The sequence below is a fragment of the Myxococcus xanthus genome (assembly GCF_006402735.1).
Classification (GTDB): domain Bacteria; phylum Myxococcota; class Myxococcia; order Myxococcales; family Myxococcaceae; genus Myxococcus; species Myxococcus xanthus_A.
Genome location: NZ_CP017174.1, coordinates 8394994 through 8412770, shown reverse-complemented (window position 1 = coordinate 8412770; position 17777 = coordinate 8394994). Strand labels below are relative to the sequence as shown.

Sequence of the window (17777 nt, the reverse complement as noted above, 5' to 3'; positions counted from 1 at the left end):
TGAGAACAGGTGGGACCGGGGCAGATTCATCCGCCGACTTCAATGACGCCTAGCGAACACATCTCCGCGGACCGCAACCAGGAAGGGCCTTCCCAGCCCCGAGCGAGCATCCTGATGGTGGACGACCATCCGTCCAACCTGCTCGCGCTCGAGGCCATTCTCGAACCGCTCGGGCAGGAGTTGGTGAAGGCCACCAGCGGTGAGGAGGCTCTCAAGTTCCTGCTTCAGCGCGACTTCGCCGTCATCCTGATGGACGTGCAGATGCCGGGGCTGGACGGCTTCCAGACGGCCACGCTCATCAAGCAGCGCGAGCGCACGCGCACCATCCCCATCATCTTCCTCACCGCGCTCAGCCGCGACGCGGCCCACGTCTTCAAGGGCTACGCGCACGGCGCGGTGGACTACCTGCTCAAGCCCTTCGACCCGGAAATCCTCCGCTCCAAGGTCAGCGTCTTCGTGGACCTGTTCCTCAAGGAGCAGCAGATTCAGCGGCAGGCGGTGCTCCTCCGGCAGCGCGAGCGCGAGGCGCTGGAGCGGCAGAGCGAGCTGCGTCACCTGCGGCTCACGGAGTCCTTACCGGAGGTGATGTGGGCGGCGCGCTCGGACGGCAGCTTCACCTACGCCAACCGCGCCGCGCGGGACTACACCGGCATCCAGGCGGACCAGCCGCTTTCACTCAACACCTTCCTGGAGTTCGTCCATCCGGCGGACCGCGAGGCCATGCGCGCCGCGTGGGGGCAGGCCATCCGCATGGGACAGCGCGTGGAGCGCGAGTTCCGCCTACGCCGCTTCGACGGTGTGTACCGCTGGCACCTGGCGCGCGCGGTGCCGGAGCGGGACGAGAATGGCTTGCTGGCCGGCTGGATTGCCGTGGCCACGGACATTGACGACAAGCGCCGGGCGGAGGAGGCGCTGGGGCGCTTCAAGGCGACGCTGGACGCGACGCTGGACTGCGTCCTCATGTTCTCCCCGGACTCGCTGACGCTCACCTACGCCAACGCGGGCGCGGCCAAGCAACTGGCCGCCAGCGCCGATGAGCTGGTGGGCCTGTCGGTGCTGGAGGTGGAGAGCGCCTTCGACGAGGCCGGCTTCCGCAAGCTGCTGGCGCCGCTGGTGAGTGGCACGTTGCCCAGCCAGACGTACTCCACCAGCCACCGCCGGCGGGATGGCTCGGAGGTGCCGGTGGAGGTGGTGCTCCAGTACGTGGCGGCGGACGGTGGCCCCGGGCGCTTCATCTCCGTGGCGCGCGACATCACCGAGCGGCAGCGGGCGGAGACGGCGCTGCGGCTGGCCAGCGAGGCGAAGGACTCCTTCCTCGCGGCGGCCAGCCACGAGCTGCGCACGCCGCTGGCCGCGGCCAAGGGCCACGCGCACCTGGCGCTGCTGAAGCTGGGTGGTGAGACGGAGGCCGGGCCGGGCAAGTCGCTCAAAATCATCAACCGGCAAATCGACCGGATGGCCAAGCTGGTGGAGGACCTGCTGGACATCAGCCGGCTCCAGGCGGGGCGCCTGTCGCTGGAGCTGGAGCGGTTCGACCTGAGCCATCTGGTGCACGAGACGCGGGACCGCATGGCGGTGCTGTCGCAAGGCCATGAAATCCACGTCGAGGCGTCGGAACAGCTCGAGGGGACGTGGGACCGGGGCCGGCTGGACCAGGTGCTCACGAACCTTCTGTCCAATGCGCTGCGCTACTCGCCGGAGGGCGGGCCCGTGTGGGTGCGGGTGCAGGGTGAGCGCGACGAGGGCGTCCACCTGTCGGTGACGGACACCGGCGTGGGCATTCCCAAGGAGAAGCAGGCGCTCATCTTCGAGCGCTTCGGCCGCGCGCACGGCAGCAAGTACGGCGGTCTGGGCCTGGGGCTCACCATCAGCCAGGGCATCGTGGAGCAGCACGGCGGCCGCATCTGGGTGGAGTCCCCGGGCGTGGCGGGCGGAGGTTCTACGTTTCACGTCTGGCTGCCGCGCGAGACGGAGGCGCCTTCCGTCGCCGTTCCCACGGAAGCGGCGACTCGCTCCACGAACTGAGCGCGTCCCTGGCGAAGTCCCGGCGTCCGTCCAGTGGGTGGACGCCGGTGGCGGGATGCCGGCGCCTTTCGCGCTCAGGGCTCGGCTGGAGGCGCGAGCTTCAGCTCAGCCGCTCCGCCAGCTGGGTGTGTCCTTGCTGGCGGGCGCGGTCCGCCGCGCTCTCTCCGGCCGCGTTGCGCAGCCGCGCATCGGCCCCTGCCGCCAGCAGCAGCTCGATGACCTCGCCATGCCCGTTGCGTGCCGCGGTGTGCAGCGGCGTGTTGCCGCCCTCGTCCGCCAGCGCTGGGTTCGCTCCCCGCTCAAGCAGCGCGGAGACGCTCGCGCTCAGTCCCCTCCAGGCGGCGAGGAACAGCGCCGTCGCGCCGCTGTCGTCCCGTGGGTTGACGTCCTGCTCGGGCCGAAGCTGGAGGATGCTCTGCACCGCGTCGTTGCGCTTCATCGCGGCGTAGTGCAGCAGGTTCTGCGCGTCGGGCTCCGTGGGCTGCGTCGTGTCGATGCCTCGCTTCAGCATGGCCACGAGCACCTCCACGGGCTGGCCCAGGCCAATCGCCATGGCCGCGGGCGAGACGAGGAGCGTCGCCGGCTTCTTGCCCAGGTCGACGCGCTCGTCCAGCGGCGCCCCCGCGGCGATCAGCGCCAGGACGAACTCCGCTGGCAACTTGTGGAGAAGTGCCTTCGCCAGCGCGGACTCACCTTGCTCGTCGCGAGCCGCCGCGTCGGCGCCGTGCGCGAGCAGCAGCGTCACTGCGTCGGTCGCCATCGCTTCGGCCTCGCCCGGCTGATAGTTCCCCGTCTTGCGCTCACGATAGAAGTGGACGAGCGAGTGCAAGGGCCTGCCCGTCTTGAACGGGGCGTCGGCGTCGGCCCCCGCCTTCAGCAGCGCTTCCGCGATGCCCAGGTGGTGCGTCTTCAGTGCGAAGAAGAGCGGGGAGAACCCGCCATCCTTCGTGTTGCCATTCGGCGTGGCACCGCGCTCCAGCAGCAGTCGCGCCGCATGGATGGCGTTCGGAAACGTGCCCTGGAGGCAGACCTGGTGCAGCGCCGTCCAACCTGTCTCCTCGTCGCTGTCCTCGCCTTGCACCGCGTTCACGTCGGCGCCCGCGTCCAGCAGGGCCCGGAGGACTTCCACATCCGCGGTGCCCGCACGCGAGGCCGCCGCGCTGAGCGGTGGACGTCCGAATTCGTCGCGGAGGGCGGGGCTCGCGGTGGCGGCGAGGGTGCGGACCGCGGCGGCATCGCCGCGGGCAATGGCTTCGAACAAGGCTTGGGACACGGCGATTTCCTGTGGAGCGTGAGTGGAGAAGGGCTGAATCACCGGCGAATGGCCGCGGAGCTTGGTGGGCGCCACCCGCGCTTCAAGACGAAGGGGCCGGCCGCGTTTTTTCTAGGGGGGATGTTCCCACGCTGGCACGGTCGCGTGTCCAATGGAGCGTGGAGAGAAAATGGCCCGGGGACTAGGCGCCTCGGAGCTCGCCGACCTCTATGAAAAGTACGCGCCCACCGTCCACGGGAGGGCAAGGACCCTGCTTGGCCGCGATTCGGATGCCTGGGACGCCGTGCAGGAGGTCTTCTGCCGGCTCCTCCAGGCGGGTGGGGCGTTTCGCGCGGAGGCACGCCCCATGACCTACATCTTCCGGGTCACCACCCATGTTTGCCTCAACATGCTGCGGAGCCGGGCGTTGAAGGACGTCCCCGCCCAGGCACCCTCCGAAGCGGAGGAGGCGGGCGCGGACCCGCAGGAAGTGGAGGCGCGCAACCTGCTGCGGGTGCTGGCTCGCGAGCTGGATGACCGGGCTCTCCAGATTGCGACGCTCCACTTCGTGGACGCGCTCACCCAGGAGGAAATCGTGGAGGTGGTGGGCCTGTCGCGCAAGACGGTGGGGCGCGAACTGGAGAAGGTTCGGGCTCGCGCGCGGGAGCTCGCGCTGGAGCCCCGGCCATGAGCGGGCATCTGTCGAGGCTCGCGCTGGATGAGCTGGTCGTGGGCGACGCGGCTCCTCCGCCGCATCTCGCCGCGTGCGAGCAGTGCCAGGCACGGCTGGCGCGGCTGCGCGAGGCGGCGGGCGCGGCGCGTGAGGCGCCTGAGTTCGCGTGGACGCGGACGCGGGTGCTGGCGCAGCGTGCCGCACCTGCGCGTGGGTTCCTCGGGACGTGGCGGTGGGCGGTTCCACTGGCCCTGGCCTTGGGGCTGGCGTCGGTGGTGGTGCTGCGGGAGCCGCCGGAAGGCGTCCGCGTCAAGGGCGGTCCTTTCGTCTCGGTGGTGAGGCAGGCGGACGGCGCCGTGGATGCGCCGCTGTCGCCCGGAGACGTGGTGACGCTCTCGCTGAAGACGGCGCCCTACCGGTATGCGTTGGTGTTCGCCACGGATGCGGCGGGCAAGGTGTCGCTCCTGTGGCCCTCGCGGGGCATGCAGTCGGGAGACCCGGCCGCGCTGGTGATGCCGCCGACCTTCATCGTCACGCCCGGAGACTTCGTGCTGGATGCCTTCTTCTCGGATGCCCCGCTGCCGGCCGAACCGGGCCGGGCGGCCCTGGCGATTCGCGCCGCCGCCTGCGCGGCGCGGAAGCAGTCCACGGACTGCCAGCCCCCCGCGCCATTGGAAGGCGCGGCACACCACTACCGTCTCGCCGTCCCCGTGAACGCCAGCCCATGATGCTGCTCTCGCTGCTGACCGCCGCGCTGCTGTCCCAGGCTCCCGCCGGAGAAGCACCGCCCCCCAGGCGCTATGCGCTCCTCATCGGCGCCAACCGGGGGTTGGCCTCGGACGAGCCCCTGCGCTTCGCCGATGCGGACGCGCGCCGCATGTTCACCCTGTTCCGAGACGCGGGCGGGCTCCACCCGGAGGATGCCCAGGTCGTCCTGGGCGCGGATGCGAACCGTGTGAAGGCGGCCCTGGGGACGCTGCGCGAACGCATGGCGCGCGATGCCACGCCGGGCGACCAGTTGCTCGTCTACGTGTCGAGCCACGCGGATGGCGAGGCGCTGCACCTCTCCGGAACGCGCTTGCCCGTGAAGGACCTGGTGGCGTTCATGGAAGCATCACCGGTGAGCGTGGCGGTGATGTTCATCGACTCGTGCCGCTCCGGCGCGGCCACCCGCATCAAGGGACTGGAGCCGGTGGAGGAGCGGTTGGTGCAGTGGTCCGCGCCCGCCATCAAGGGGCGCGTCATCGTCACGTCATCGAGCGCGGACGAGGCCTCGCAGGAGGCCGACGACCTTCAGGGCTCCTTCTTCACGCACCACCTGCTGGCGGGACTTCGGGGCGCGGGTGACCTCAACCGGGATGGGCGTGTCACGCTCCAGGAGTCCTATGCCTACGCGTACGGGAGGACGGTGGAGTCCACGTTGCTGACCCGCGCGGGCACCCAGCACCCGAACTTCCACTTCGACTTGAAGGGGCAGGGCGAGCTGGTGCTCACCGAACCCGTGCTCGCGCCCAGCCGCTTGCTCATCACCGTGCCCGAGCCGGGCGAGTGGGTGGTGGCCTCGGAGCAGGACGGCGTGGTGATGGGCGTCTTCTCCAAGGGGAGTGGCCCGGTGATGCTGGCCCTGCCGCCGGGGAGCTACCGCCTGCGCTCGCGGCGGGACGCCTCGTGGCTGGAGCTGCGCGTCGCGGTGCCGGAGAAGGGGCATGTGCTGGTGGATGAGCCGCTGCTCCGCAAGGGGGCGCTGGTCGTCATGAAGGAAAAGGGCTCCAGCGGCTGGCGAGGCGCGGTGCACCTGGGTGGCTCCTTCGCGACGCGGACGGCCAGCCACTTCGGTCCGGGCATGGGGGGGCAGCTCCAGGCCTTGTTCAACGTGCCCCTCCGCCCGGGCCTTCTCGACGTGGCGTGGGGCACGGCCGCCGGACGCGCCAGCACGTCCGTGATGAGCCGAGGTCTCCGTCAGACGGAGTGGTCACTGAGGCTGGGCACGGGGCGCAGGTTCCATGGCCGGTGGGGTGCTTTGGTGCTCGGCCCGGAGCTGGGCGCTCTCTTCGTCCTGCAGGATGAGTCGGGTGCATCCAGGTCGGGGACGGCGCCGTACGGTGGCGTGAGCGCTTCGGTGTGGATTGGCGTCGAACGGATGTCCCTGGTCGTCACCGGCTCGGTGGGTGGGGCCGTGATGCCGCTGCCCCAGGGAGCGGAGCTGACGCCGCTCGCGAGCGCTGGTGTCGGGCTGGGATGGAACTTCTGAAGCTCCAGGTTCCCATGCGTCCAGGCTCGCGTGTCCAAAGGGCGCACGACACCGCATGCCTTGGAGCCCTGATGCCTCGCTCTCTCTCCTTGCCCTCCGCGCGTTCCTCCCTCCTCATCGCCACGCTGTCCCTGCTCGGCTGTGGTGACCTTTCCGACGGGACTCCACCGAATCACTCCCCTGGTGATTCCATGCGGCTGGAGATCAACAACGCGCGGGGAATGGAGCACGTCAACGGAAGCCTCCTCGTGACGGTGCAGATGCAAGGGGGGCAACCCGAAACGGTGGAGCTCTTCCTGGATGGCGCACTGCTGGCCACCCTGCTGCCGCCTTTCGAATTCACGTGGGACACGACGGACAAACCCGAGGGCATCTATCAACTCCAGGCTCGAACTCAATGGAAGGGCCACACCCTCATGAGCCCGAAGCACCCCGTGTCGGTGGACCGCACGGGGCCCGTCGTAGTGGAGGCATCTCCGTGGTCGACGGATTTGTTCCCCAGTCATGCATCGACCCTGCAGGTGAAGTTCTCGGAGCCCGTCCGGTTCGCCCGCGACGAAGATGTGACGGCCAGCGTCCGGGTCAATGACCGGGAACTGACGCCCCGCATGTCCTTGGCCCACAGTGGCTTGCTCGTGTTCGCGCCAATCGGCGTTCCCGACCTGCTGCCAGCGGAGGGCTCGGCTTCGCTGCCCCTGGGAAACATCACGGACCTGGCTGGGAACCCCGCGCAATTCAACCCGGAAAAGGGGCCGCGTTACTCCTGGACCTGGAGCGTCCCCCTTTTCATGAGAGACCCCATGTACCTGTCGACCTGGTCTCCAGGGTTGGGATACACGCCCCTCTCGGTCGTAGGCCGGCCGGCGTTGGCCGTGGGGCCGGACGGGGATGCGGTACTCGCGCTGGCCGACGTCTCCGGCCAGGGGCAGCACGATGGGGCCAAGCTTGGGACGCACATCGTCGTGGGACGCCAGCAGCAACGCCATTGGCAGCAGGTCGGGGAGCCGGTCGTCGTGCCGGGCGCGTCCGAGGCGGCAGGTGTCTCTGACCCCCTGCTCGCGTTGGGCTCGGATGGCCACCCCGTGATTGCGTTCCAGCACCACGAATCCGCGCATGCCAGTCCGGCGCTCCACGTCTTCCAGTGGGTGCCACCCACCTGGCAGCCCCTGGGGGGACGCCTGAACGCGCCTGAAGCGGCGGAGTTGTCTGGCGCCAGCCTCGTCGTGGACAGCGAAGGTCGTCCGGTCGTGGCTTGGAGCGCCGCTGACGGCATTCGCGTGCAGCGTTGGGAAGCCGACCAGTGGCGGCCATTGGGAGCGGTGCAGCGGGTGGGGATGGGCCCGGAAGCCACCGTGTCGACAGGGGCTCCTGCGTTGAGTGTGGATGGTTCGGGGGGCGTCTTCCTTGCCTGGGCGGAAGCAGAGTCCTCGGAAGTCGGAGCGGGACTGTACGTCCGACACTGGAACGGCTCCGGCTGGGTGGCGGTGGGAGGCCGGCTCATCCACGAAGGCCTGGATGCCTTGAATCATCAGGTCTCCGAACCCGCGCTGGCCACGACGCCCGATGGACGGCCCGTGGCGGTCTGGGCGGAGCTGGATGCCCGTGCCTACCATCAGAAGGTGGTGGTCGCTCAATGGTCTGGTGCGGCCTGGGACCGCCGTGTCGTGACGTCCGCGGAGCATTCGTTCCAGAGGCAAGGACGCCGTTGCCCGTCAGTCGCGGTGGATGCCGAGGGACGCGCGCTGGTGACGTTCATCGGTGGTGACTCGACGCAGGGTACCTACGTCTCCTGGTACGCTCGGGGAGCGCTGTCGACGGACCTGGCCTCGAGGTCAGGCCACCAGACGTATTCGACCCTGGCGTTGGATGTGGCGGGCCAGCCGGTGATAGCGGTGTCTTACAGTGGTTCGTTGAGCATCTACCGTCCGAACCAATGATCGATTTTCCATCCTGAAGCTCGCCTGCCCCGGACCCGCCGGCCGCCCTTCCAGCAAGGGGGAGGTAGGGACGGGCAGGCGCCGCAGTGGGCGGCCTCCATGAGTGATTACCCTTCGCGCGACGTCAGCTCTTTCGCGTTGGGAGGCCCGCATGAAAGCCGTGGTGCTCAAGTCCTATGGAGACGTGGATGCGCTCGCCATTCAAGACATGCCCGAGCCGAAGGTGGGGCCGGGCGAGGTGAAGGTCCGCGTCACCGCCGCGGGCATCAACCCCGTGGACTGGAAGATTCGCCGCGGGGACATGAAGGCGATGATGCCCGTGCAGTTCCCCACCATCCTCGGGCGGGACGTGGCCGGTGAGGTCATGGAGGTGGGCCCGGGCGTCAACGACTTCAAGCCAGGCGACCGCGTCATGGGTGTGGTGAACGCGGGCTACGCGGAGAAGGTCGTCGCGCCCGTGGAGTCCTGGGCGAAGGTCCCTGAGTCCATGGACCTGAAGGACGCCGCCGCGCTCCCTCTGGTCACGCTCACTGGCGTGCAACTGATGGAAGAGGCGGTGAACCCCAAGAAGGGGGACACGGTGCTCGTCATCGGCGCGCTGGGGGCGGTGGGCCGCGCCGCCGTCTTCGCGGCGAAAGCCCGGGGCGCGAAGGTGCTGGCCGGCGTGCGCGCCAACCAGAAGGCGGAGGCGCAGAAGCTGGGCGTGGACGGCGTCTTCGCGCTCGACGTCGCGGACGAGTTCGCGAAGCTGCCCATGCTGGACGCGGTGGCGGACACCGTGGGCGGCAAGGTGGTGGCCAGCGTTCTGGAGAAGGTGAAGCCCGGCGGCACCCTCGGCAGCGTCCTGGGTGAGCCTCCCGAGGCCAAGGGGCGGCAAATCACCGTGCGCGCCATCTTCACGCACCCGGACTCGCGCCGCCTGACGCAACTGGGGCAGGCCGTCGCCAAGGGCGACCTGGTCATCCCCGTCAGCAAGCGCTTCCCGCTGGAGCAGGTGAAGGAAGCGCAGAAGCTGGCGGAGCAGAGCGGCGTGGGCAAGGTGCTGCTCGTCAACTGAGCGTCACTTCTTGCGCGTCAGCAACACGACCGCGCCCAGGATGGCGCCCATGGCCAGCCAGGCCGTGGGCGTCATCGTCTCGCCCGCCAGGAGGCCGCCCAGGAACACCGCCAGCACCGGGTTGACGTAGGCGTAGCTGGTGGCCAGCGACGGGCGCGCGTTGCGCAGCAGGTAGCCATAGGCGCTGTAGCCCACCAGCGAGCCGAAGATGACGAGGTAGAAGAACGCGAGCACCGCCTTGGGCGTGGGCATGGCCGTGGGGCGCTCCCCAATCAGCAGGCCGAATCCCAGCATGATGACGCCACCGCACAGCATCTGCGCCGCGGTGGACATCAGTCCCTGCGGCATGGGCAGCCGGCGGCTCCACACCGAGCCCAGCGCCCAGCTCATGGGCGACACCAGCAACGCCAGCGTCGGCAGCAGGCCGCCGCCCATGTCACTGCCCAGGTTGAGCAGGACGATGCCGCCGAAGCCGACGGCCAGTCCCCAGCGCTCCGCGCGCCCGGGCCACTGGCCGAAGAGCCCCCCGAAGAGCGCTGTCCACAAGGGCAGGCTGCCCACCACCAGCGCGGCCACGCCCGACGGCACCGACTGCTGCGCGAAGACGAGCCCCCCGTTGCCCACGCCCAGCAGCAACAGTCCGACCAGCGCGCTGGCGCCCCACTGACGGGCCGTGGGCACGGGCGCCCCGCGCAGCCACAGCACCGCGAAGAGCGGGGCGCCGGCGAGCACGAAGCGCACTCCTGACATCTGGAACGGCGGCATGCCGCCTTCCAGCGCCCACCGGATGGCCAGATAGGTGGAGCCCCAAATAACGTATAGAGACAGGAGGCTGGCGATGAGCCACCCGCGCTGGGCACCTCCGGGAAGGACGTCTCCAGAGGGCAGGCTGACGGGGGCTGGCTGTGAGACGGGGAGGGACGCGGCACGCGAGGCGGGCACGGCGCGGCTTGTATCGCCGGCGAATTTCGCCGGCCATGTGGGCATTGCCACACGTCACAGCCGGGCCCTTTCCGGGGAAGTACAGTGACGGGCAGCACGCTCGTGCGTCGGGGCGGCCGTCCGGCTGGCTGGAATGGTCGCGTCGGGAATGTCGCGCCGGGTTGCCCGTAGGGACAGGGCGGCTCCCGGATTGAATGCCCGGGGCCGCTTCCTTAGACTTTCCCATGGAGCCAGGGCGGAGATGCCGCCGCACCGGTGGCTCCGGAGTGAGCGCCAGGGATGTCCGAAGAGCTGGGTGAACGTGAGAAGGAAGTCCTCCGGGCGGTCGTCCAGGAGTACATCTCCACGGGCGGGCCGGTTGGCAGTCAGCAGCTCACCCGCAGGTCGGGGTTCGAGGTGTCCTCCGCCACCATGCGCAACGTGCTGGCGGACCTGGAGGAGCTGGGCTTCTTGGAGAAGCCCCACACCTCCGCTGGGCGTGTTCCCACCGACCAGGGCTACCGCTTCTACGTGGACACGCTGGTGAAGCTGAAGGACCCGACGCCGCGTGACAGGGAGCTCATCCACGCGGGGCTCGCGCACGAGGCCGACCTGGCGGAGATGCTGGGCGAGGCCAGCCGCATCCTCCATTCGCTGACGCGCCACGCGGGCGTGGTGGTGGCGCCGCGGCCGGAGTCGGCGGTGTTCCGGCGCATCGAGTTCGTCCGGCTGCGCGAGGACCGGGTGCTCGCCATCCTGGTGGGGCAGAGCGGCCAGGTGCACAACAAGGCGATTACCGTGGAGTTCCCCATCACCTCCGACGAACTGCTCAAGGCGAGCAACTACCTGTCGGAGCTGCTGCGGGAGGTGCCGCTGGAGTCGGCGCGCGAGCGCATCCGCGCGGAGATGGACCAGGAGCAGGCGCTCTACAACGCGCTGACGGCCAAGGCGCTGAAGCTGGGCGCGGCGGCCACGGACCTGGCGTCCACGGAGCGGGTGCTCATCCAGGGCACGGGTTCCTTCTTCGAGCAGCCGGAGTTCGCGGACGTGGAGCGCATGCGCGCGCTCTTCAGGGCCCTGGATGAGAAGCACAAGCTGCTGTCGCTGCTGGACCGGGTGCAGGTGGCCAACGAGATGCAGATTTTCATCGGCGCGGAGAGCGACTTCTCCGCGGCCGGCGACGTCACCGTCATCGCCAGCCCCTACGGCAACCAGGAGCAGGTGCTGGGCACGGTGGGCGTCATCGGCCCCACGCGCATGGACTACCGGCGCGTGATTCCGCTGGTGAACTTCACCGCGCAGGTGCTGTCGCGCGTGCTGGAGAAGGTGTAGCGGGCCTCACTCCGCGCGGGTGACGAGCACCTCCTGCTCACCATTCGCGCGCCGGACGTGGAGCCGCACGGGCGTGCCGGGCGCACCCCGGGTGCGGGACTCCGCCTCCGTGCTGTCGCGCACCACCTGGCCATCCACCGCCACCAGCCGGTCCCCCACGTTGACGCCCGCGCGCGCCGCGGGCCCGTCCGGCGTCAGCCACGCGAAGGCGACGTGGCCCCGGTCCTCGCTGAAGCCCGCGCCCAGCGTGCCCGGCGTGGCCCGGCGCGGGGACACCGTGACGTCACCCACGTCGGTGGCCTCCGCCTCCGCCACCTTCACGGTGCGCGTCTCCACGCGGCCCTCCGGCGGCAGCAGCCGCACGGTGTGGATGCCCGGGCGCACGTCGCTCAGGCGGAAGCGTCCGTCCTGCCCGGTGAAGGCATCCGGGCGCCCACCCACGGCCTTGTCGAGGAACACCGCCACCCCTGGCGCAGGGCCGCCCCCCTTGCTCCACACCGCGCGCCCGGAGATGGACGCCACGCCGCCGGTGAGCGGCACCTCCACGTCCGAGGTGCCCCCGGGCCGCAGCGTCACCTGGGCTTCGCCCGTGCGGCCGTCCTCGGTGCGCACCGTCACCTTCAGCGCCTGGGCGGGCGCGTCTGGAAGCACGAAGGTGCTGCCAGCGAAGCGCCGCGTGGTGGGCCAGGCGCCGGCCCAGGGCAGGGCCTCACCGTTGGCCTCGAGCAGCTCCAGGACGAAGCCATCCGGAGCCGCGCCGCTGCCCGCCACCACGCGCCCGCGCAGGGTGGCCGCGGGCTCCAGCCGCACCGTGAGCGGCGCCTGGTCCTCATGCGCGGCGGGCAGCCGCCCCACGCGCCCCGCGTTGTGGGCCACCAGCTCCAGGGGCTGGGCGCCCTGGGGGCGCGGCGGCATGGCGAACTGGCCCGACTCGTCCGCGCGCTCCTTGCGCGTCATGGGGAAGTCCCCGCCCTGGATGGCGGCCACGATGGCCAGCGGGCTGGGCACCCCGGAGGGCTCCAGCACGACGCCGGACAACACGGAGTCCTCCTTCAACAGCAGGTCCTGCCGCACGGCGCCGCCTGAAGGCACCGTCACGAACGGGTCGCTCTCCATGTGGAAGTAGATGGCGGGCGTCTGGTGGAGCAGCGCGACCAGTTGGTAGACGCCCGCGGGCAATTCCAGCTGGAACTGGCCCTGTGCATCCGTTTCCGTGGAGGCCGTGCCCGAGCCGCCCCGAGGCACTGCGTGGACCAGCGCGGGCTCGGTCAGCGGCCCGCCCGACGCGCGCGTCACCTGCCCCCACACGGAGCCGGAGTCCGCCAGGGTGAAGTCCACGCGGGTGACGACTCCCGCCTTCAGCGTCTCCATGCGGGACGTCCACCGCTGCGAGCCCTCGCGCCGCGCGCGCACGGAGGTGGGCCCCGTTTCCAGTCCCTCCAGCTTCCAGGCGCCCTCGGCGTCGGTGAGCGCCGTGTGCGCCACGCCAGAGAAGGACTCCGGTTCGGCGCGCACCTGCGCGCCTTCCAGCGGCCGTCCCTCCGAGTCCACCACCAGGCCTTCCAGCGCCGCCGTCGCGGGCTCCAGCCGCACGTCCAGGGGCGTGTGGCCGCCCGGGTTCACCACCACGGCTTCGAACACGCGGCCCGTCATCCCCGCCGCGCGCACCGTCACGTCGTACTCGCCGGGAGGGACGTCCATCCGCCACCCGCCATCGTCCTCGGACGCCGACCGGCCCAGCTCGCCCTGGCCGCCCGCGGGAGACGCCACCAGGATGGCCCCGCGCACCGGCGCGCCCTCCACCGTGGACACCGTGCCCGTCAGGCCACTGGCCGCGCCCAGCGTCACCACGAGCCCGCGCAGCGTCTCGCCTGGCGCGACGGACAGCGGCCCCGGCACGCGGCCCAGCTGGTCCCCTCGGCGCGCGGACACGACCCACGTCCCCGCGTTGACCTCCAGCGCGAAGCCGCCACCTTCCCCGGTGGTGACGCGCACCGGCGCGGTGCCTCCCGTCGCCACCACCTCCGCGTCCGCGACGGGCTGCCCCTTCGCGTCGACGACGAAGCCCTCCAGGGTGCTCGCGCCCCAGAGCCCCACGACGACTTCACCGGCCTGCGGCACCTGGAGCAGGCGCAAGGTGCGGCGGCTGAAGCCCGGCGCCTCGGCGGTGAGCTCGTAGCGTCCGGCCGCCAGCTGCGTGAAGGCGAAGCGGCCCTGGGCGTCACTCGTCGTCTCCGCCGCTTCTTCCGGCAAGCCGGTGGGGGCCGCCCAGGCCGTGGGCGTCCCGGGGTAGGGCCGCAGCCTCAGTGAGGCGAGCGGCACCGGCTCCTCGCGCCCTTCCGCCACGGTGCGCCCACTCAGCGTCACGCCGTCGGGCAGGCGCAGCTCGACGGCCGTCTCCGCCTCGCCGAGCGGCCGCGTGGCCTCCATCCGCACGGGGCCGTGGCCTGGCGCATGCGCGGACAGCAGGTAGTCGCCGGGGGCCGCGGGCAGGCGGAGCACGCCGCCGTCCGCCGTGGTGCCGTCACCCGCGCGGCGCCACGGCGTGGCCCCGGTGCCGTCCGCGCCCACCCGCAGGTAGGCCCGCACGCGCGCGCCCGTCACGGGGCCCTGGGCGTCCACCACGCGCACCACGAAGGCGCCCAGCTCGGCGTTGGGGGCGGTCTCCAGCGGCGGGGTGGGCGGCGTGCTGGCGCGGGACTGGGCGCCGCTGGTGACGGGCGCTGGCGCGGTCAACGCCGCGGCCTCCGGGCGCGCGTCGGCGGGGGCCGCGGGGACGGGCATGCGGAACCACAGCAGCAGCACCGCCGCGATGGCCAGGCACAAGGCAATCAAGAAGGGGGTTCGATGGCGCACGGGCTCGGCCTCCCCCGCGTCCGGCCGTCGCCGTCGCGGCTGCCCACAGTGTAGGCCAGCCTCGCAGTGAACCGAAACTTCAGGAGGGCGCGGGCGCGTAGACGCGCAGGGCCGCGGGGGCCACCTCGAAGCGCATGGGTGTCTTGCCCACGAGCTCGCCGTCCGCGTTCACCTCCTGAACGGGGTCGGCCTCCACGTAGAGCCGCGCGGCGCGCAGGGCGGTGACAGCGGGGTGCTCAACGTGCTCGCCTGAGCGCAGGGACAGGGCCACCCGCATCAACGTGGCGATGTCCTGGAGCTGGCCCAGGCCGGTGCCTTCGTGCCCCGACGCGGCGGAGGGCGCGGCGATGGCGTAGATGTCCAGCCGCCGGTCATCCAGCCGGGCATCGGGCGCCACCATGTTTCCGGCGCCGTGGTAGAGGCCGTTGCCCACCACCAGCTGCAGCACGTCCAGCGCCAGCTCCTGGTCATCCGCCTTCAGCCGGATGTGGAAGGGGCGCAGGTCCTTCATCTCCGCCGCGGCCGCCACGGGGTAGGCCAGCTTGCCCGCGCGCTGCTTCAGCCGCTTCGTCAGCCGCTTGGCGATGCCGGTGGCAAGTCCCAGGCTGGCCGCGTTGAGGAAGGGGCGCCCATTGGCCAGGCCCACGTCCACGCGGGCCGTGTAGCCCTGGGCGATGACGTCACAGGCGGCCTCGATGTCGGGCGGGATTCCCAGCGAGCGCGCGAAGTCGTTGCCAGTGCCCAGCGGGAGGACGCCCAGCGTCACGTCGCGGCCCAGCAGCCGGACCACCGCGCGGCTCAGGGTGCCGTCGCCTCCTCCCACGATGAGGCGGCGGGTGCCCCGTGCCACCATCCGCTCCACCACCGCGTCCAGCCGAACCGCTCGGGACAGCGCGTGGCATTCGACGATGGAGACGCCCCGCGCCACGAGCGTTTCCCTGGCGGCCTGGAAGGCCTCACGCCCTGAACGCGAGCGCGTGTTCACCACCAACACCGCGGGGCCGTCATCCAGGACGGGCCTGCATGGGGGCTTGATGAGGGCGGGTTCCAGGGTGCCTCCTCTTTCGTGTCGCCCGCCAATCTGTGCACGCACGGTCCGTCCGGCCAGCGGGATGCGAGGCGGTGTCGTGCGCGCACCCTCGCCGCGAGTCGCCCCGTGCTCCGGTGCATTCCCGATGTCGGGTGCCACGTGGGCATGCATGCGTGCGTCGCCGGGTGAACAGGTCCATCCGGCTGCGCGCTTCCGGATGGGTGGGTGACTGCTCACCTCTGCGCTGGAGCTGGCCCCATGCAGGTGTCAGTCAGGCCTGGAGAGCAAGTCGCATGGCACGAGGAAGCAAGGCGAAGTACACGGCGAAGCAGAAGCGGATGGCTGAGCACATCGAAGAGGGCTACGAGAAGCGCGGCGCCTCCGACGAGACGGCCGAGTCCCGGGCCTGGGCCACCGTGAACAAGCTCACGGGCGGCGGGATGAAGAAGGGCGGCTCGGGCAGCAAGGCCAAGGTCGCGCGCAGCCGTCCCCTGGCGCGGAAGAACGCGCGCAAGGCGGGCCGCAAGGGAGGCAAGGCCACCGCCGCGAAGCGCGCCGGCACCCGTCGCCGCGCCACCGCCGCCACGGGCCGCACGCGCAAGCCCACTGCTCGAGCGACGCGTTCGGGTTCCAAGTCCACCGCCGCCAAGGGCACCGCGGCCCGTCGCGCCACCGCCCGTCGCACCACCACCGCGAAGCGGCCTGCTTCCAAGTCCCGGAGCGGGACGCGTCGCGGAACCAGCAGCCGCGGCTCGCGCAGCCGCACCCGCAGCTAGCACGCCGCCGCTTCCCCATCCCTCTCGTGGGGTGGGGAAGGGCGGGGGCGCGGCTTCAGCGCCGCTCGTCGTCCTTGGCCACCTGGCTGGTGTCGGACTCGTTCCAGGGCCATTCGCGCCGGGACGCCTCGTAGCGCGCGAGCAGCGCCGCCGGGTCCTTCACCAGCGTGCGGCAGCCCGCGGCGCGCAGGTCATCCGGAGGAAAGCCGCCAGCGAGCACGCCCACGGAGGGCAGGCTCAACTTGTTGGCGGCGAGCGCGTCATAGGGCGTGTCGCCCACGACGACTGTCACGTCCGGAGAAGGCTTGCCCAGCCGCGCCATTGCGGCCTCGAAGATGTCCGGGTGGGGCTTGCTCTTGTCCACCTCGTCCGTGCTCGTCTTCGCCTCGAACAGGCCTTCGATGCCGCACAGCTTCACGTAGTGCTTCAGCTCCTGCTCTTTCGCGCTGGAGGCCAGCACGATGCGGATGCCGCCCGCGCGCAGCCGCTGGAAGAGCTCCCGTACCCGGGGGAAGGGACGCACCTTCGGCAGGAACTCGTCCAGGAACAGCTTGCCGCGGTATTCGTCCAACTCCTTGCCGAAGCGCTCCACTTCCTCGTCGTTGAAGAAGACGGGGATGAGCTGGTCGGCGCCCTTGCCAATCTGGCTGCGCACGTGTGCGAACGGGATGTCCCGGCCGAAGTGAAGGAAGGCGCGCCGCCATGCCTCGGCGTGCTCGTCCACCGAATCCACCAGGGTTCCATCCACGTCGAAGATGACGTTTTCCACCATGTGCCTTGTCCCTCGGCCCCGAAGGTGGGGATGCCGGGGTTGGCGGTCAACCGTCCGTGGGCTGGGTGGCGGGGGTGGACTCCACCAATGTCCGCGTCTGTACGTCGTAGCCTTCGGGGGCGGTGAGGGTGAAGCCGTCGTTGGGCAGGGCCGCGTTCAGCTCCACGCGCGTGAGCACCGTCTCGCCCACGCGCTTGCCTCCCTGCCACCGGCCAAGGCGCTTGGGCACGCACAGCGACAAGGCCGCGTCGCAGTGCTCCTCCTCCACGCGCTCCTCGGCCGCGGCGCCGTCTGGTGAGACGGTGCGCCGGCCCAGGAAGTCCAGCTGGGGCCAGCGCAGCACGTAGACCATCTCCAGTCCCGCGGCGTCGCCCTCCAGCTTCTGCACCAGCTCCACCGCCTGCGGCGCCAGCGGGTGCGTGGCGCGGCGGACCGTCGCGTGGCTCAGCAAGAGCGGCGTCCGGAAGCCTTCCGGCATGAAGGGGTGGAACGTCTCCGACAGGAAGCCGGCGAGCTTCGCGGGCGGCAGCTCCGAGGTGAAGGTGCTGAAGCGCTTCTCCCCGTCGAGCTGCTGGAAGAAGTGCGCGCCGTCCCACGCGAAGGTGCGCGAGGCGGGCGGGCCCAGCGTGCCACGCAGGCGCTGCGGCGCGCGGTATTCGAAGGTGAACGTCACCGGCTCCAGCCCCGCGTCCTGCACGGTGCCGGCGATGCGGTAGCTCTTCAGCTTCGCTTCGCGGGCGGCGAGCCCGGCTTTGACTTCGGGCAGCAGCGTGGCCGTGTCATCGCCGCCCTTCTTGGGGCAGCCGGTGAGGGCCGTCAGGGCACACAACAGGAGGAGGCGTTCACGCATGGGAGGGCACAAAAGCAAGAAGGCCCGCCTGTCGCCAGGGGGCCT

14 protein-coding genes are annotated in these 17777 nt (G+C 70.9%); 8 read left to right on the top strand and 6 right to left on the bottom strand.

Annotated elements, in window-relative coordinates; genetic code table 11:
- Positions 1-42 precede the first annotated feature (42 nt).
- The gene (locus tag BHS09_RS34635; protein WP_174258980.1) at positions 43-2025 is read left to right on the top strand and encodes a hybrid sensor histidine kinase/response regulator; all 1983 of its coding nucleotides are present in this window, start codon (positions 43-45) and stop codon (positions 2023-2025) included.
- A 100-nt stretch (positions 2026-2125) separates the two neighbouring features.
- On the opposite strand, the gene BHS09_RS34630 is transcribed toward BHS09_RS34635, so the two are convergent.
- Positions 2126-3298, bottom strand: coding sequence for an ankyrin repeat domain-containing protein (locus BHS09_RS34630; protein ID WP_161605193.1), 1173 nt, complete (start codon positions 3296-3298; stop codon positions 2126-2128).
- Between the two features lie 169 nt (positions 3299-3467).
- Here BHS09_RS34630 and BHS09_RS34625 point away from each other — a divergent pair, with 169 nt between their 5' ends.
- The 5 genes from BHS09_RS34625 to BHS09_RS34605 all read left to right on the top strand — a co-directional run bounded on the left by BHS09_RS34625 (position 3468) and on the right by BHS09_RS34605 (position 9195).
- Entirely contained in the window at positions 3468-3968 is a 501-nt protein-coding gene (locus BHS09_RS34625; RefSeq protein WP_174258979.1) for a sigma-70 family RNA polymerase sigma factor, read from the top strand.
- Entirely contained in the window at positions 3965-4678 is a 714-nt protein-coding gene (locus BHS09_RS34620) for a hypothetical protein (protein ID WP_140800182.1), read from the top strand. Before BHS09_RS34625 ends, BHS09_RS34620 begins: the two co-directional genes overlap by 4 nt.
- Positions 4675-6201, top strand: a complete 1527-nt coding sequence (locus tag BHS09_RS34615) for a caspase family protein (RefSeq protein ID WP_140800181.1) — start codon at positions 4675-4677, stop codon at positions 6199-6201. Before BHS09_RS34620 ends, BHS09_RS34615 begins: the two co-directional genes overlap by 4 nt.
- 71 nt (positions 6202-6272) lie before the next feature.
- Positions 6273-8138 (top strand): hypothetical protein, encoded by a 1866-nt coding sequence (locus tag BHS09_RS34610; protein ID WP_140800180.1) that lies wholly within the window; start codon positions 6273-6275, stop codon positions 8136-8138.
- A 151-nt stretch (positions 8139-8289) separates the two neighbouring features.
- Positions 8290-9195 carry an NADP-dependent oxidoreductase gene (locus BHS09_RS34605; protein WP_140795634.1) on the top strand — a complete coding sequence of 302 codons (906 nt, stop codon included), beginning with the start codon at positions 8290-8292 and terminating at the stop codon, positions 9193-9195.
- A 3-nt stretch (positions 9196-9198) separates the two neighbouring features.
- Here the strand turns inward: BHS09_RS34605 and yedA are convergent, their stop codons facing one another.
- Positions 9199-10182, bottom strand: coding sequence for a drug/metabolite exporter YedA (gene yedA, locus BHS09_RS34600; protein ID WP_140800179.1), 984 nt, complete (start codon positions 10180-10182; stop codon positions 9199-9201).
- A 234-nt stretch (positions 10183-10416) separates the two neighbouring features.
- On the opposite strand from yedA, the gene hrcA reads away from it, so the two are divergent.
- Positions 10417-11448 (top strand): heat-inducible transcriptional repressor HrcA, encoded by a 1032-nt coding sequence (gene hrcA / locus BHS09_RS34595; RefSeq protein WP_140795632.1) that lies wholly within the window; start codon positions 10417-10419, stop codon positions 11446-11448.
- A gap of 6 nt (positions 11449-11454) precedes the next feature.
- On the opposite strand, the gene BHS09_RS34590 is transcribed toward hrcA, so the two are convergent.
- Positions 11455-14304 (bottom strand): carboxypeptidase regulatory-like domain-containing protein, encoded by a 2850-nt coding sequence (locus BHS09_RS34590; protein WP_140800178.1) that lies wholly within the window; start codon positions 14302-14304, stop codon positions 11455-11457.
- A 79-nt stretch (positions 14305-14383) separates the two neighbouring features.
- On the bottom strand, positions 14384-15493 hold the full coding sequence (locus tag BHS09_RS34585) for a lipid kinase (protein WP_237080009.1): 1110 nt from the start codon (positions 15491-15493) through the stop codon (positions 14384-14386).
- 134 nt (positions 15494-15627) lie between these two features.
- Here BHS09_RS34585 and BHS09_RS34580 point away from each other — a divergent pair, with 134 nt between their 5' ends.
- Positions 15628-16110 (top strand): transcriptional regulator, encoded by a 483-nt coding sequence (locus BHS09_RS34580; RefSeq protein WP_140795630.1) that lies wholly within the window; start codon positions 15628-15630, stop codon positions 16108-16110.
- A gap of 55 nt (positions 16111-16165) precedes the next feature.
- Here the strand turns inward: BHS09_RS34580 and BHS09_RS34575 are convergent, their stop codons facing one another.
- Positions 16166-16882, bottom strand: coding sequence for an HAD family hydrolase (locus tag BHS09_RS34575; protein ID WP_140795629.1), 717 nt, complete (start codon positions 16880-16882; stop codon positions 16166-16168).
- A 46-nt stretch (positions 16883-16928) separates the two neighbouring features.
- Positions 16929-17732: a hypothetical protein gene (locus BHS09_RS34570; RefSeq protein WP_140795628.1), complete on the bottom strand. Its 804-nt coding sequence runs from the start codon at positions 17730-17732 to the stop codon at positions 16929-16931.
- Between the last annotated feature and the right edge of the window lie 45 nt (positions 17733-17777).

What these genes read in the sequence shown, in the direction of transcription:
- BHS09_RS34610 (WP_140800180.1), top strand. Translation starts at nt 6,273, where the DNA reads ATGCCTCGCTCTCTCTCCTTGCCCTCCGCGCGTTCCTCCCTCCTCATC.
- BHS09_RS34625 (WP_174258979.1), top strand. Translation starts at nt 3,468, where the DNA reads ATGGCCCGGGGACTAGGCGCCTCGGAGCTCGCCGACCTCTATGAAAAG.
- BHS09_RS34635 (WP_174258980.1), top strand. Translation starts at nt 43, where the DNA reads ATGACGCCTAGCGAACACATCTCCGCGGACCGCAACCAGGAAGGGCCT.
- BHS09_RS34615 (WP_140800181.1), top strand. Translation starts at nt 4,675, where the DNA reads ATGATGCTGCTCTCGCTGCTGACCGCCGCGCTGCTGTCCCAGGCTCCC.
- BHS09_RS34570 (WP_140795628.1), bottom strand. Translation starts at nt 17,732, where the DNA reads ATGCGTGAACGCCTCCTCCTGTTGTGTGCCCTGACGGCCCTCACCGGC.
- BHS09_RS34620 (WP_140800182.1), top strand. Translation starts at nt 3,965, where the DNA reads ATGAGCGGGCATCTGTCGAGGCTCGCGCTGGATGAGCTGGTCGTGGGC.
- BHS09_RS34580 (WP_140795630.1), top strand. Translation starts at nt 15,628, where the DNA reads ATGGCACGAGGAAGCAAGGCGAAGTACACGGCGAAGCAGAAGCGGATG.
- yedA (WP_140800179.1), bottom strand. Translation starts at nt 10,182, where the DNA reads ATGCCCACATGGCCGGCGAAATTCGCCGGCGATACAAGCCGCGCCGTG.
- BHS09_RS34605 (WP_140795634.1), top strand. Translation starts at nt 8,290, where the DNA reads ATGAAAGCCGTGGTGCTCAAGTCCTATGGAGACGTGGATGCGCTCGCC.
- hrcA (WP_140795632.1), top strand. Translation starts at nt 10,417, where the DNA reads ATGTCCGAAGAGCTGGGTGAACGTGAGAAGGAAGTCCTCCGGGCGGTC.
- BHS09_RS34575 (WP_140795629.1), bottom strand. Translation starts at nt 16,882, where the DNA reads ATGGTGGAAAACGTCATCTTCGACGTGGATGGAACCCTGGTGGATTCG.